Below are 13,622 nucleotides of genomic sequence, written 5' to 3'. Positions count from 1 at the left end.
GGTGAGCGCGCGCACGCAGCGGGAAGCTGCCGACATCCGTCAAGAATGGCAGGGCCGCGTGCTCTCGACGCGCCCCGCCGACCGTCCGGCCGCAGAGGCCGCCATCTCCGGGCTGTACGGACTGCTCGGACTCGATCCGCCCCGGTTCCACTGGGTGCCGTCACCGCTCTCGGCCGTCGAGACCGTTCCGCCCGGTACGCGCCTCAGGCCCGGCGAGTCCGCGCAGCGCATGGCGGAGTGGCCCCTGCCGCGCCGCTTCAGCGACATCGCGCAACGGCTGTCCTCGGAACTGGACGTGGTGCTCCTCGGGCAGTTCCGGCTGAACACGCCGGTCACCGTCACGATGGATCCGCTGCGGGCGACCGTGGACGCCACCCTGGGCACGGCCCTCCGCGCGGCGCACGGCTCGACGCTGCCGCGGCACTGGCCGTCCACGCTCTCCGCCGCCTGGATCGCGCGCTACGACGCCTGCCGCAGGATGGCCGGCGACGTCTTCACGCCCGGCCAGGCCCGGCGGCTGGACCTGTGGGCCGGCGCGGCGCGCGCCTGCCGCTGGTGGTGGCCGCGCGAGGACGTGTGCGTCGTCTCCGAGAACCCCGTCGCCCTGCACACCGAGGAATGGGACGGCCGCGCGCTCCGGCTGCACGCCGCGGACGGCCCGGCGATGCGGTTCGCCGACGGCTTCGACGTGCACGCCTGGCACGGCGCCCGGATCCCGGCCTGGGTGATCGACGATCCGGCCCCCTGGCGGATCGAACGCGAGGGCAACGTCGAGGTCCGCCGCTGCGCGATCGAGCGCATCGGCTGGGGCGCCTACATCGACCGGGCCGGGCTCCGGCTCCTCGGCACCGCCCCCGACCCCGGCAACCCGGGCTCCGAGCTGCGCCTGTACGACCTGCGCCGGGACACCCGGGTGCTCCTCGCGGTGAACGGCTCCGTCGAGCGCGACGGGACGCGCCGCCGGTACGGGCTGACCGTACCGGGCCATCTGAGCGACCCGGTCGCCGCCGCCGGCTGGACCTACGGGCTGTCCGCCGAGCAGTACTCCCGCCTCGTCCGCCGAACCTGAAGGTGATCACCATGACCGACATGACCCTCGAGACGCTCGTGTGGCAGACCCGCATGGACGTCCTCGACCACCTCGACCTCTCGCTGAGCATCCCCGTAGTCGACGGCCTCCAGGCCCAGGGCGACCTCATCGTCATCCCGCTCGCCATGATCGAACCGATGATCACGATCTACCCCGGGGCCGGCCCGCTCGGCGCCGGCGGCTGGGCGGAGGTGCCGCCCGACGGCATCGAGCTGCTGCGCGGCGAATCGGGCGCCAACCCGCACACGCTGGTCGCCGACCGGGGCACCTGCCGCTGGACGCGGAACATCCGGGACGCCGACGGCCTGGCCATCGGCGTCTTCGAGAACACCGCCGTCGCCTACCTCCTGCATCCCGAGCACGGCGCCAGCGGCGTCACCCCCGGCCGCTACGTCGTCCGCCGCCAGCGCGAGCGCGACGGCCGCCGCGCCCGCCTCGTCGCCGACTGACACCACCGGCCGGCCCGCCTCAGGCGGTGCCCTCCCGCGTCCGGGAGGGCACCGCCGCGCGGGACATCGTGCGCATCCGCAGCCCTTCCGGGCTGATCGTCCCCGCCGCCCGCGCCCGCGGCGTCCCGCCCCGGACCGGCAGCAGCCGCCAGCGGGCGGCGATGGAGGCCAGCGCGAGCGTCGTCGCGGTCACGGCGAACGCGTCGCCCGCGCACCTGCGGGACCCGGCGCCGAACGCCAGGTAGGCGTCGCCCGGCCGCTCCCGGTCCGCCGTCCACCGGTCGGGGTCGAAGCGGCCGGGGTCGGGGTACAGGTCCTCCCGGCGATGGACCAGGTAGGGGCTGCACACCAGGTCGGTGCCGGCGCGCAGGAGGTGGCCGCCCAGCTCGGTGTCCGCGCTCACCGTCCGGGTCAGCAGCCACAGCGGCGGGTACATGCGCAGCGTCTCGGTGACGATCCGCCCGGTCACCTCCAGGTGCGGCAGGTGCTCGAACGCGGCGCCGCCGCCGTCCAGCACGGCGTCGGCCTCCAGATGCAGCCGCCGCTGGACGTCGGGCCGCCCGGCCAGCAGGTGCAGCGCCCAGGCCAGCGTGCCGGCGGTGGTGCCCCAGCCCGCGCCGAAGAACGCGAGCGCCTGGTCGGCGATCTCGCCGTCCGTGCGGGGCGCCTCGTTCTCGCCGCCGTCATGGACGCCCGCGAGCACCGACAGCAGGTCGCCGCGGTCGGCGCCCTCGGCCCGGTAGGCGTCGGTGAACCCCTTCACGGCCTGCCGCAGCCGGCGGTGCGCGGCGGCGCGGCGGACGCCGCCAGGGGTGGGCGGCCGGACCGGCGGCACGGGCGGGAACGTGCGGCGGTACGCGCCGTCCAGGACCATGCGGGCGTCCCGGACGCAGCGCCGGGCCGCCGCCCGCGAGGCGCCCCCGGACACGACGGCGCCGAACGCGGCACCGGCCGCGATGTCCCGCGCCTCGGCCGCCACGTCGACGATCCGCCCGTCCTTCCAGCGGCCGGTGACGCGCTCGACGTGCTCGGTCATCACGGCCGCGTAGCCGGGCATCCGGGACGCGTCGAAGGCCGGCCCGGCGGCGCCCGGCCCGGCGTGCGGGCGGCCGCCCGGAACGAAGCGGCCGTCGTCCAGCAGCACCTCGCGGACCAGGTCGGGGCGGCAGACCACGACCACGCGGGACGTGCCCGGCCGGACCTGGACGAGGTCGCCGTGGGCGGCGAGCCCGGCGACGAAGCGCAGTGGATCGCGCAGCATGCGCGGCGCGTGGCCGACGAGGGGGAGCGCCCCGGGCGCGGTGGGGATACCGCTCGTGGTCATGCCGGTTCCGTTCTCTGGCTGTCACTCGACTCTCACGGAGCGTAGTTGACCGAACGCGTTCCGTGGACGGACATGTCGCTGACAGTGACGGAACCCACAAGTGACCCCGGGCGGCGCCCCTCAGAACCCCTCGCGGCGGTCGCGGCGCAGCTCCTCCTCGATCGGCGGCCGCTCGGTCTCGCGCATGTGCTCGGCCAGCCCCGGCTTGTTGTGATGGGTCCGCTGGTAGTCCCGCTCGGCGGGGCTCCGCCCGGGATCGGGATCGACGTCCACCGACCGCAGCACCTGCTGCAGGTTGTCGTAGTCGCCGAGCGGCAGCCCGGCGAGCGCCCGTTCGGCGTCGGTGCCGGCACCGTCCCGGTGGGCGTGCTCGACGATCTCCTGCTTGGACGCGGGGAAGTCGAGATCCCCCAGCAGCTCCTCGATCTGGCCGGTGTCGCGGATCCTCATCGGTGCTCGACCCCCTCGGTCTCGGCGTTCCCCACGGACCACCCGTACCCGGCCCCGTCCGGCGGGCCGTAAAGGGAACGCCCGCGTCCCGCAAATGTCGGAGGGGCTTCCTACCGTGGGGCGCCATGGACGAAGACGCGTTCGATCCTCCGAAGCGGTGGAGGCGGCGCTCGCTGCACGCGCGGCGCGGCGGCCTGGAAGTGCCGGTCACCGTTCCCGCCGCCGTCCCCGAGGCCCTGCGCGCCGCGCGCGAGCACGCCGCTCCCTGGCTCGACGGCGTCCTCGGCCACCCGGACAGCGACCCGGCGCCGGCCGCCCGCGCCCGCCGTCACCTGGCCGGGGAGGACGAGCCACTCGGCGCCGCGGCCGTCGCGACGTGCCTGATCTGGTTCAGGTTCGACGGCTGGACCCACGACCACGGCGGCCGCCACGACGACGTGTTCGACGGGCTGATCGTCGAACACGGCCTGCCCACGGCCGTCTGCGCCGCCCTGGAGATGCCCCGGCTCCATCTCCGGTGGCCTCCGGCCCGGAAGCCCGAGATGGGCGGCCCGCCCTCGATCGGCCTCGTCCCGGCCTCGGCCGTTCACCACGCCTGGTGGTACGGCCACCACGTGCTGCGCCGCCTGCGCGACCTCCTCGCCGCGGCCGATGACCGGGACTACCGCGAGACCGAGGAGCGCCTCGCCGCCCTGCGCCGGACGCCGGAGGAACGCGCCCGTGTCTCCTACCTGCTGCCGACCCGCACGGACTGGGTCGACGAATGCTGCGCCGCGCCTCCCGCCGACCAGTGGTACATCTGGCAGATCCTGTGCTCGCTGACCGGCCTCTCGCAGCTCGACCGCCTCGGCGCCGTCGCCGACCTGGCCTGGAACGGGCACCACCCCGGCGTGCTCGCCACGATGGCCGAGGGCATCGGGCCGGCGGTCGCGCCGGTGGTGGCGGAGTTCGCCGACGGCGACCGCGTGCGCGCGGCGGCGCGCCGCGACGCCCTGAAACTGCTCGGCATGCTGCCCACGGACGAGGCGTTCGGGCTGCTGGTGGAGAGGCTCGGCCAGAAGGACGTGGAGCCGGTGGTGAGCGCGGCGGCCGAGCGCTTCCCCGTGCGGGCGCTGCGCGTGCTCGGCGCGGCGGCGGCAGGCCGGGGCAAGGCGGCCGCGGCCGCCGCCGGACTGCTGCGCTCCCATGCCGCCACCCGGCCCGACCTGGTGGCGGCCGAGCTGCCCGGCCTGCCCGCGGCGAGCCGGGCGGCCGTCGAGGAGGCGCTGCGCTCGCCCGCCCGCCTCCCGGACGCCCCCGCGAGCGCCGTCCCGCGGGTCCTGGCGGAGCCGCCGTGGACCCGCGCGCGCCGCAAGGCGCGGCCACCGGTGATCGCGGACCTGGTGCCCGCCCTGGCCCCCTCGGTGGTGTGGCTCGCCGGGGAGCGCGAGCGGTGGAGCGCATCCGCCGAGCCTTTCCGGCATGTCGCAGAGGAGGGCTCCGACTGGGCGAAGGCCGCCGCCGACCATCGGGCGGGACGCCGCCACATCCACCCGGCGGCGATGGTCTTCGGGCCCGAGGAGGTGATGCGTCCGATCGCGGCCGACTGGCGCCCGCCGGCCCGCTGGGGCGCGGAGACGTGGCTGCCGCGACTCGCCGCCCGCTTCGAGCTGGACGTGCTGCCGCTGCTGCTCCGTTCCGCGCACGCCCGGCCGATGCGCCACGATCCGCTGCTGCCGTTCCGGGACGCACGGGTGGCGCTGGTCATGGCCGCCCGGCTCGCCCGGTTCAGGGCGGTCAGGCCCGTGGCGGTCGAGTGGTTCGCTCGGCACCGGCTCGCCGCCGCCGTCCTGCTCGTTCCGGCGGCGCTGGGCGAGCCCGGCCGGACGCGCGGGGACGCCGAGTCCGCCCTCCTCCACCTGGCCGGGACGCTCGGCGCGGACGAGGTCGCCGGAGCGGCGCGGGTGTACGGTCCCGAGGCCGCGGCGGCCGTCGAGACGCTGCTGGAGACCGATCCGCTGGAACTGGTCCCGGCGCGCGTGCCCAAGCCCCCGGCCTGGGCCGATCCCGCGCTGCTGCCGCAGATCGCGCTGCGCGGCGGCGGCCGGGCCCTGCCCGCCGCCGCCACCGGCCACCTGGTCACGATGCTCGCCATGTCCGGCCCGGGGGAGTGGTACGCCGGGATCGGCGCCGCCGAGGAGGCGTGCGACCGCGCCTCGCTGGCCGCGTTCTCCTGGGAGCTGTTCGAGCGATGGCAGGCGGCCGGGGCGCCGCCCCGCGACGGCTGGGCGCTGGCGCAGCTCGGCCGGCTCGGCGACGACGAGGCCGCCCGCCGGCTCGTCCCGCTGATCCGCGCCTGGCCGTTGCGGAGCGGGCACAAGAAGGCGGCCGCCGGAGTGGACGCGCTCGCCGGGATCGGCACCGACCTGGCGCTGACGCATCTGGACGGCATCGCGCGCAAGGTGCGGTTCGCGAAGGTGCGCGCCCGCGCGCAGGAGAGGATCCGCGAGGTCGCCGGCCTGCGCGGCCTGTCGCCCGAGCAGCTCGCCGACCGGCTGGTGCCCGATCTCGGGCTGGACGCCGCCGGGTCGCTGGCCCTGGACTACGGGCCGCGCCGCTTCACCGTCGGGTTCGACGAGCGGCTCAGGCCGTACGTCCTGGACGGGGACGGCAGGCGCCGCAAGAGCCTCCCCAGGCCGGGCGCCAAGGACGACGCCGCGCTCGCCGACGCCGCGTACAAGAGGTTCGCGGCGCTCAAGAAGGACGCCCGCGCGGTCGCCGCCGACCAGATCGTGCGGCTGGAGCAGGCCATGGTCGGGCGCCGCACCTGGCCGGCCGCCGACTTCCGGCGGCTGTTCGCGGACCATCCCCTCGTCCGGCACATCGCCCGGCGCCTGGTGTGGCAGTACGCGCCGGGCGGCTTCGGCGAGACGGACGGCGCGGGCGGCTCGGCGACCGCGTTCCGGATCGCCGAGGACGGCACGTTCGCCGACGTGAACGACGACGCCCTCGCCCTCCCGGACTCCGCCGCCGTCCGCATCCCCCACCCGCTCCACCTCGGGGACGAGCCGGCCGCCTGGGCGGAGCTGTTCGCCGACTACGAGATCCTCCAGCCGTTCCCCCAGATCGCCCGGGGCGTGTACGAGCCGGCCGCCGAGGAGCGCGCCGGCCATCTGGCGCGCTTCGAGGGCGTCAGCGTTCCGGCCGGCCGGATCCTGGCGATGAAGCGGCGTGGCTGGGAGCCGGAGGCGCCGCAGGACGCCGGCGTGCAGATGTCGATCTCCCGCGCCCTGCCCGGCGGCGGCAGCGTCGGCATCGCGCTGAGCCCGGGCCTGGTCGTCGGGAATCCGGGCTTCTCCGACGAGCACACGCTGGAGAGCGTCCGGTTCACCGGCGCCGGCGACCTGCATCCCGTCGACGCGTCCGAGATGCTGGCCGACCTGGCCGAGGTGACCGGGCAGGAGGGCTGACCGCATCGCGGGCTCCTGGTTAACGCAGGCCACCCGGGGTAACGCGGCGGTGATGGACTCCCGTGACAGGAAGGTGCCGCCACCCGGGCTGCAGCGGGCGGCGCTGATCGCCGCGTGCCTGCTGGTGCTGACGGCGGCGGGCGGGCTGGTGCTGTGGCTGCTGGTCCACCTGGCGCCGCTCACGCTCGCGCTGGTGGCGACGCTGCTGATGGCCGCGCTGGTCGAGCCGATCCCGCGGCGGCTGCGGGCGGTGCGGTTCCCGGCGTGGCTGGCCGCGCTGCTCGGGGTCCTCGCGCTGCTGGCCATCATCGCGGTGCCGATCGCGCTGATCGGCAACCAGACCGTCCGCCAGTGGCCGCACCTGCGCAAGGGGCTGGAGGAGGGCCTGGACAAGGTCCGCGACCTGCTCCTGAACGGCCCGTTCCCGATCAACTCCAGGCAGCTCGACTCGATCACCGACACGCTGCAGAACGCGCTGGTCAAGGCCGCGCCCGATCCCGCCGCCGGGGCGGGGGCCGCCACCCAGACCGTGGCGTCCATCGTGATCGCCCTGGTGCTGCTCTTCTTCGTGCTCAAGGACGGCCCCGGCATGTGGCGCTGGGCGCTGAGCATGATCCCGCGGCGGTCCCGCGAGCGCGTCGACGGCGCCGCCCGCGCCGGGTGGGAGGCCCTCGTCGCCTACATCCGCGGGACCGTGCTGGTCGCGGCGGTGGACGCCGTCGGCATCGGGATCGCCCTCCTGGTGATCGGCGTGCCGCTGGCGCTGCCCCTCGCCCTCCTGACGTTCATCGCCGCGTTCGTCCCGATCGTCGGCGCGACCGTGGCGGGCGCGGCGGCCGTGCTGATCGCGTTCGTGAGCAACGGGGTGACCGACGCCCTGCTGGTGCTGGCCGCGGTGATCATCGTCCAGCAGGCGGAGGGCAACCTGCTGCAACCGCTGATCATGGGCCGGGCGCTGAACCTGCACCCCGCGGTGATCCTGGTGGCGGTGACGGCCGGGACGCTGCTGGCCGGGATCGCGGGCGCCATCGTCGCCGTCCCCATCACGGCCGTCGGCTACCGCGTCGCGATGGTGCTGCGCGGCGACCGTGCGGGCCCCGGACCCGAGCCGGAACGGGAGCCCGGACCCGAGCCCGTCAGATCGTGATGGCGCCGGTGGCCAGGCAGGCCACCGCCGCGACCCCCGCCACCGCGACCAGCGCGAACAGCGCCGCCTCGGGAACGGTGAAGGCGCGCCGGCCGCGCTCGCGGCGGGTCAGCACGAACAGCACCGTTCCGGGCGCGTAGATGATGCAGGAGATCAGCAGGAACTCCAGCCCGGCGGCGACGATGAGGAACGCGGTGTAGAGGACGGCCACCGCGGCGATCACCGTCTCCTTCCGCCGCCCCCCGGGAGCGCGGTCGTAGGTCTCCCCGCTCGCGGTGAGCTTGAGGGCGTACCCGGCGGCCAGCAGGTACGGCACCAGCGACAGCGCGCTGCACAGCTTCAGCGCGAACGTGAACGCGTCCTCGGAGAACAGCGTGACCAGCAGGACGGCGGTGACGAGGGAGCTGGTCATGACCAGCGCCGCGATCGGGGCGTCCCGCCCGTTCGTGCGGCGCAGGAAGGCGGGCATGTCAGCGTCCCTGGCGGCGACGAACAGCACCTCGGCCGCCATGAGCGTCCACGACAGGTACGCGCCCAGCACCGAGACGATCAGCCCCGCGCCGATGAACCGGGCGCCCCACGGGCCGACGGCCGATTCGAGCACGCCGGCCATCGAGGGCTGCTGGAGTTCACCCAGCTCGGCCTTGCCGAGAGCCCCGTACGACAGCAGCGTGACCGACGCGAACAGCGCCAGCACCCCGAGGAACCCGAGCACGGTCGCCCGCCCCACGTCGCGGCGGCGGCGCGCGTACCGGGAGTAGACGCTGGCGCCCTCCACGCCCAGGAACACGAACACGGTGACCAGCATCGTCGCCCGCACCTCGTCGAACAGCCCGCCGAACGACCGATCGCCGCCCCACAGGTTGTCACCGAACACCGGCGACCGCAGCGTGACGGCGAGGATCACGACGAACAGCGCGATCGGGACGAGCTTCGCCACCGTCACGATCTGGTTGACGAACGCCGCCTCGCCGACGCCCCGCGCGATCAGCAGGTGGAACGCCCAGACCCCGGCGGCCGACAGCACGACCGCGAGCAGCGTGTCGCCCTCGCCGAGGGCCGGGAAGAGCAGCCCGAACGTGGACTTGATCAGCACCCAGTAGCTGACGTTCCCGACGCACGCGCTGGCCCAGTACCCGAACGCCGAGAAGAAGCCGGGGAACTCGCCGAACCCGGCCTTGGCGTAGGCGTACACGCCCGCGTCCAGATCGGGCTTGCGGACGGCCAGCAACTGGAAGACCAGCGCCAGCGTCAGCATGCCGGTCCCGGCGATGATCCAGGCGATGGCGGCGCCGTACACGCCGGTCGCCTGCCCGAAGTTCGCGGGCAGCGAGAACACGCCCGCGCCGACCATGGAGCCGACGACCATCGCGGTCAGGGCGGGCAGCCGCAGCTTCGAGGCCGCCTTGGGCGCGCCCGTCTTCTCGGTGGTGGTGGTCATCGGGCCGGGCATACCCGCGCGCGCCGCCGCGCAGATTCATGATCGGGTACGGAAACGGTCCGCCGATCTTTGTGCCGGCCCGGCAATGCGCCGCGGGCGCGCCGGGCAGATCCCCACCATGACGGACCTCGGCGTGCACTCGGAGGTCGGCCGCCTCCGCACGGTGATCGTGCACCGGCCGGACCTGAGCCTGAAGCGCCTGACCCCCTTCAACAACGACGAGCTGCTCTTCGACGACATCCTCTGGGTGGACCACGCGCAGCGGGAGCACGACACGTTCGTGCAGGTCATGCGCGAGCGCGGGATCGAGGTCCTGCACCACCACGAGCTGCTGGCCGAGGCGCTCGACACCGGCCCCGACGTCAAGCGCCGCGCGATCGAGCGGGTCGTCACGCACCTGACCGTGGGGCCGGCGCTGGTCGACGGCGTCCGGGACGCCCTGTCGGCCTGGGACGGCGATCGGCTGGCCACGCACCTCGTCGGCGGCCTGACCAAGGAGGAGTTCGGCATCGTCGGCCTGGAGGAGCGGTCGCTGGTCGCGGCCTGCACCGACCCGCGCCGGTACGTCCTGCCGCCGCTGCCGAACTCCCTCTACCAGCGCGACCCGGCGGCCTGGCTGTACGAGGGCGTCTGCCTCAACCCGATGTTCTGGCACGTGCGCCGGCTCGAGACGATGAACCAGCGCACGATCTACGACCACCACCCGAGGTTCGCCGGCCGCGGCTTCCCCCGCTGGTACCCCTACGCCGGGGAGGACGGGCGGTTCGACGAGGAGGACTACGGGAGCGCCGCGATGGAGGGCGGCGACATGATGCCGATCGGCGGCCGGGCCGTCGCCGTCGGCATCAGCGAGCGCACCAACCCGCGGACGATCGAGCATCTGGCGCTGTCGCTGTTCGCCGCCGGGGCCGCCGAGCGCGTGATCGCGGTGGACGTCCCCAAGCAGCGCACCTACATGCACCTGGACACCGTCTTCACGTTCGTGGACGTCGCCAAGGCCACGGCGTACACCCCGTTCCTGGACGGCGCGGTCAGCCACTCGCTGCGGCCCGGCGACAAGGAGGGCACGCTCACCGTCCACCGCGACCGCGACTTCGTCACCGCGCTGGAGGAGGCGCTCGGCCTCTCCCGGCTGGAGATCATCCCGACCGGGGGCGACGACTACCAGCAGGCGCGGGAGCAGTGGGACTCGGGCAGCAACTTCTTCGCCCTCGAACCCGGCGTGGTGATCGGGTACCACAAGAACCAGTACACCAACCGCAAGCTCCGCGACCACGGCGTCGAGGTGATCGAGATCGAGGGCTTCGAGCTCGGCAAGGGGCGCGGCGGGGCGCACTGCATGACCTGCCCCGTCCGCCGCGACCCCGCCTGAGCTAGCGGACCACCCGGTAGGTCAGGTGGGACACCAGCCCGGTCCCGGACGTGCCGACCAGTTCGAGGTCCACGTCGGCGACGCCCGCGAACAGGCGCTCGCCGGCGCCGAGCACGACCGGGGCCACGTGGACGCGCAGCTCGTCCACCAGCCCGGCCGCCAGGTACTGGTTGACCGTCGCGGCGCCGCCGGCGATGGCGACGTGCGCGTCCCCGGCCGCCTCGCGCGCCCGCTTCAGCGCCTCCTCGATCCCGCCGGTGACGAAGTGGAACACCGTGCCGCCCGCCATCTCGAGCGGCTCGCGCGGGTGGTGGGTCAGCACGAACACCGGCGCGTGGTAGGGCGGCTCGTCGCCCCACCAGCCCTTCCAGTCCAGGTCCCAGGCGCCGCGGCCGGGGCCGAACATGTTGCGGCCCATCACGTACGCCCCGGCGGTGTTCGCGACCTCCATCGCCGCGGCGCCGGTCTCGGGCTCCTCGACGAGCCACCGGGTCAGCCGCCCGTTCTCGCCGGTGCCGAACGGGGCGTCCAGGCTCTGGTCCGGCCCCGCCGTGAACCCGTCGATCGACATCGCGATGTCGCAGGTGACCTTGCTCATCGTGCTACCTCCAGCTCGCGGGCCCCTTTCCGGGCCGTTCGCGGGAAGGTCGGAGCCGCCGCGACGTTCTCGACATCCTCCGGAGAAAAAGATCTCGGTCAGGGGAGCGGGGCGTTGAACGACATCAGGGCCGTGGCCGTGGCGTCCAGCCGGATCTCGGTGAGGGTGCAGTTGCCCACCTGCGGGAACAGGGACCGGTAGCGCGCGGGCGCGATCCCGATCAGCTCGCAGAGCGTCAGCCGCAGCAGGGTGTTGTGCGCGACCACGAGCACGCGTCCCGCCTCGTGGCGGGCGGCGATGCGGCGCAGCGCCGCCGCCCCGCGGACCGCGGCCTTGGCCGGGTTCTCCGCGCCCGGGAACGCGCCCGCGACCGGATCGGCGCGGAACGCGGCGACCTCGGCGGGCGGCAGCTCGGCGAGCGTGCGGCCCTCGGCCGAGCCGAAGTCCAGCTCGGTCAGGTCGCCGTCGACGGTGACCGGCAGGCCGAGGGCCGCGGCGGCCGGCGCCGCGGTCGCGCGGGCCCGTCTCAGCGGCGACGCCCAGACCGCGTCGAGCGCGGCGCCGCCGGCCCAGGCGCCGAGCCGTTCGGCCTGCTCGCGGCCCGCGGCGGTGAGCGCGATGTCGCTGACCCCCGCGTACCGGTTCTCGGCGTGCCACACGGTCTGCCCGTGCCGCGCAAGGAAGAGTGTCGTGCTCATCGCCCCGTCATCCGTGCTCGCGTGCGTAGGCGGCCACCTCGGAGGGCAGCCAGCCGCGCCGTTCCAGTTCGTCCAGCAGGCGGTGGAACGGCTCGGTGAACCGTTCCATCCTGCCCGGGTTCGGCTCCACGACCGCGCGGACGCGGACCATGGACTCCGCGACGTCCGCCGGCGCGGCGTCCCCGCGCGTCCCGTACGCGGCGAGCACCGCCATGCCGAGGGCGGCGTCGGCGTGCTCGGGGACGCGGACCTCGCGGCCGAGGACGTCGGCGCGGAGCCGGCACCAGTACGCGCTGCGGGCGGCCCCGCCGGTGAACGTGATCGGGCCCTCGACGGTGGCGCCGAGCCGCCGCACGTACGCGAGGGCCAGCCGTTCGACGTACGCGACGCCCTGGAGGAGCGCCGCGTGCCGGTCGCCCTCGCCGGACGGGGTCCCCAGCAGGAAGCCTTCGGCCTCGGGTGCGAGGAACGGGAACCGCTCGCCGCGGGAGACCAGCGGGTAGGCCAGCGCGCCGGACGGCTCGTGCCGCGCGGCCAGCTCGTCCAGGCGCGGGAGGTCGGCGGGGTCCGCGGTGAGGACGCCCGCGCCGACGCTGGACGCGCCGCCGGGCAGCCATGCCCCGTCCGGGGCGCGGTGGCTGTACATGACCCCGGCGGGGTCGCGGATCGGTTCGGCGGTCACGCCCTTGAGGACGAGCGTCGTGCCGAGCACCGAGTTCCAGCGGCCGACGCGGAGGGCGCCGGAGCCGAGCTGGGAGGCGCAGCCGTCGGTCATCCCGGCGACGACGGGGGTGCCCGCGGGAAGCCCGGTCTCCGCCGCGGCGGCGGCGGAGACCTCGCCGACGACGGTGCCGGGGCGGACGACCTCGGGGAACAGGGACGCGGGCAGGCCGAGCCGCTCGTGCACCTCGCGCGGCCACGCCTCGGCCTGGAGGTCGTACCCGGTCTTGAGGGCGTGGCTGGAGTCGGTGGCGGCGGGCCCGCCGGTGAGCCGCGCGACGACGAGGTCGGCCTGGTGCGCGATGCGGGCGCGGGAGAGGAGGGCGGGGTGCTCGCGGGCGAGCCACAGCACCTTGGCGAGGGCCCAGGACGGCTGGATGCGGAGGCCGAGCCGGTCCCAGAGGGCCTCTCCGGCCTCCTGCGCGGCGCGGGCCTGGGCGGGCGCGCGGCCGTCGTCGTACATGAGGCCCTCGGTCAGCGGCTCGCCGTCCGGGCCGGTGAGCAGGACGGTGCCGGAGGTGCTGCAGACGGCCACGCCGCGCACGGCGGCGGGCGGCGGGACCTCGGCGAGCGCGGCGCGGGCGGCGGCCGCGACGGCGGTCCACCAGCCGGCGGGGGACTGCTCGTGGCGCGCGCCCTCGCGCCGCCCGGTGAGCGGTGCGGCGCCGCGGCCGGCGACCCGGCCCGCAGCGGTGACGGCGAGCGCGCGGACGCCCTGCGTGCCGACGTCGATGCCGACCCAGACGGCGTCCGGTGGCCCCACTCCCACGATATTTACCCCTTTGTTTTCGCGCTGACTGATGTGAACTTACAACATCATGACGTTATCTTGCCTCTGTCCGAGGGTGGTGGATCCGCCGGCAAACCGGGCTGTACTGGGGGTT

The 13,622-nt window shown here is 75.2% G+C and carries 11 protein-coding genes; 5 read left to right on the top strand and 6 right to left on the bottom strand.

Annotated features, from left to right (window positions below; translation table 11 throughout):
- Positions 1-58 precede the first annotated feature (58 nt).
- The gene (locus ACA361_RS08955; protein WP_375011353.1) at positions 59-1,069 is read left to right on the top strand and encodes a DUF6745 domain-containing protein; all 1,011 of its coding nucleotides are present in this window, start codon (positions 59-61) and stop codon (positions 1,067-1,069) included.
- A gap of 11 nt (positions 1,070-1,080) precedes the next feature.
- Positions 1,081-1,539 carry a hypothetical protein gene (locus ACA361_RS08950; RefSeq protein ID WP_375011352.1) on the top strand — a complete coding sequence of 153 codons (459 nt, stop codon included), beginning with the start codon at positions 1,081-1,083 and terminating at the stop codon, positions 1,537-1,539.
- A gap of 19 nt (positions 1,540-1,558) precedes the next feature.
- Here ACA361_RS08950 and ACA361_RS08945 read toward each other — a convergent pair whose 3' ends face one another.
- The gene (locus ACA361_RS08945) at positions 1,559-2,863 is read right to left on the bottom strand and encodes a cytochrome P450 (protein ID WP_375011351.1); all 1,305 of its coding nucleotides are present in this window, start codon (positions 2,861-2,863) and stop codon (positions 1,559-1,561) included.
- Between the two features lie 120 nt (positions 2,864-2,983).
- Complete coding sequence (locus tag ACA361_RS08940; protein ID WP_375011350.1) at positions 2,984-3,313, bottom strand: DUF2795 domain-containing protein; 330 nt, start codon at positions 3,311-3,313, stop codon at positions 2,984-2,986.
- 125 nt (positions 3,314-3,438) lie between these two features.
- Here ACA361_RS08940 and ACA361_RS08935 point away from each other — a divergent pair, with 125 nt between their 5' ends.
- Together ACA361_RS08935 and ACA361_RS08930 are read left to right on the top strand one after the other, a co-directional pair.
- Positions 3,439-6,762, top strand: coding sequence for a DUF4132 domain-containing protein (locus ACA361_RS08935; protein ID WP_375011349.1), 3,324 nt, complete (start codon positions 3,439-3,441; stop codon positions 6,760-6,762).
- Positions 6,763-6,814: 52 nt separating this feature from the next.
- Entirely contained in the window at positions 6,815-7,909 is a 1,095-nt protein-coding gene (locus ACA361_RS08930) for an AI-2E family transporter (protein ID WP_375011348.1), read from the top strand.
- Here ACA361_RS08930 and ACA361_RS08925 read toward each other — a convergent pair.
- A complete protein-coding gene (locus ACA361_RS08925; protein ID WP_375011347.1) occupies positions 7,899-9,350 on the bottom strand; it encodes a basic amino acid/polyamine antiporter in 1,452 nt (483 codons plus the stop codon). The genes ACA361_RS08930 and ACA361_RS08925 overlap by 11 nt on opposite strands.
- Positions 9,351-9,468: 118 nt before the next feature.
- Here ACA361_RS08925 and ACA361_RS08920 point away from each other — a divergent pair, with 118 nt between their 5' ends.
- Positions 9,469-10,722 (top strand): arginine deiminase, encoded by a 1,254-nt coding sequence (locus ACA361_RS08920; protein WP_375011346.1) that lies wholly within the window; start codon positions 9,469-9,471, stop codon positions 10,720-10,722.
- 1 nt (position 10,723) lies between these two features.
- Here ACA361_RS08920 and ACA361_RS08915 read toward each other — a convergent pair whose 3' ends face one another.
- The 3 genes from ACA361_RS08915 to ACA361_RS08905 form a co-directional block, all read right to left on the bottom strand.
- On the bottom strand, positions 10,724-11,320 hold the full coding sequence (locus ACA361_RS08915) for a dihydrofolate reductase family protein (protein ID WP_375011345.1): 597 nt from the start codon (positions 11,318-11,320) through the stop codon (positions 10,724-10,726).
- Positions 11,321-11,418: 98 nt separating this feature from the next.
- Positions 11,419-12,018 carry a histidine phosphatase family protein gene (locus tag ACA361_RS08910; protein WP_375011344.1) on the bottom strand — a complete coding sequence of 200 codons (600 nt, stop codon included), beginning with the start codon at positions 12,016-12,018 and terminating at the stop codon, positions 11,419-11,421.
- A 7-nt stretch (positions 12,019-12,025) separates the two neighbouring features.
- Complete coding sequence (locus ACA361_RS08905) at positions 12,026-13,507, bottom strand: FGGY-family carbohydrate kinase (RefSeq protein ID WP_375011343.1); 1,482 nt, start codon at positions 13,505-13,507, stop codon at positions 12,026-12,028.
- Positions 13,508-13,622: the final 115 nt, after the last annotated feature.

Origin of the sequence: Actinomadura sp. 21ATH (assembly GCF_041951345.1) — a bacterium.
Taxonomy (GTDB): Bacteria; Actinomycetota; Actinomycetes; order Streptosporangiales; family Streptosporangiaceae; genus Spirillospora.
Note: the sequence above shows the minus strand (reverse complement) of the source record. Positions and strands in the feature narration are given on the sequence as shown.

Coding starts and splice junctions, on each gene's coding strand:
- ACA361_RS08950 (WP_375011352.1), top strand. CDS start 1,081: ATGACCGACATGACCCTCGAGACGCTCGTGTGGCAGACCCGCATGGAC.
- ACA361_RS08945 (WP_375011351.1), bottom strand. CDS start 2,863: ATGACCACGAGCGGTATCCCCACCGCGCCCGGGGCGCTCCCCCTCGTC.
- ACA361_RS08940 (WP_375011350.1), bottom strand. CDS start 3,313: ATGAGGATCCGCGACACCGGCCAGATCGAGGAGCTGCTGGGGGATCTC.
- ACA361_RS08935 (WP_375011349.1), top strand. CDS start 3,439: ATGGACGAAGACGCGTTCGATCCTCCGAAGCGGTGGAGGCGGCGCTCG.
- ACA361_RS08930 (WP_375011348.1), top strand. CDS start 6,815: ATGGACTCCCGTGACAGGAAGGTGCCGCCACCCGGGCTGCAGCGGGCG.
- ACA361_RS08925 (WP_375011347.1), bottom strand. CDS start 9,350: ATGACCACCACCACCGAGAAGACGGGCGCGCCCAAGGCGGCCTCGAAG.
- ACA361_RS08920 (WP_375011346.1), top strand. CDS start 9,469: ATGACGGACCTCGGCGTGCACTCGGAGGTCGGCCGCCTCCGCACGGTG.
- ACA361_RS08915 (WP_375011345.1), bottom strand. CDS start 11,320: ATGAGCAAGGTCACCTGCGACATCGCGATGTCGATCGACGGGTTCACG.
- ACA361_RS08910 (WP_375011344.1), bottom strand. CDS start 12,018: ATGAGCACGACACTCTTCCTTGCGCGGCACGGGCAGACCGTGTGGCAC.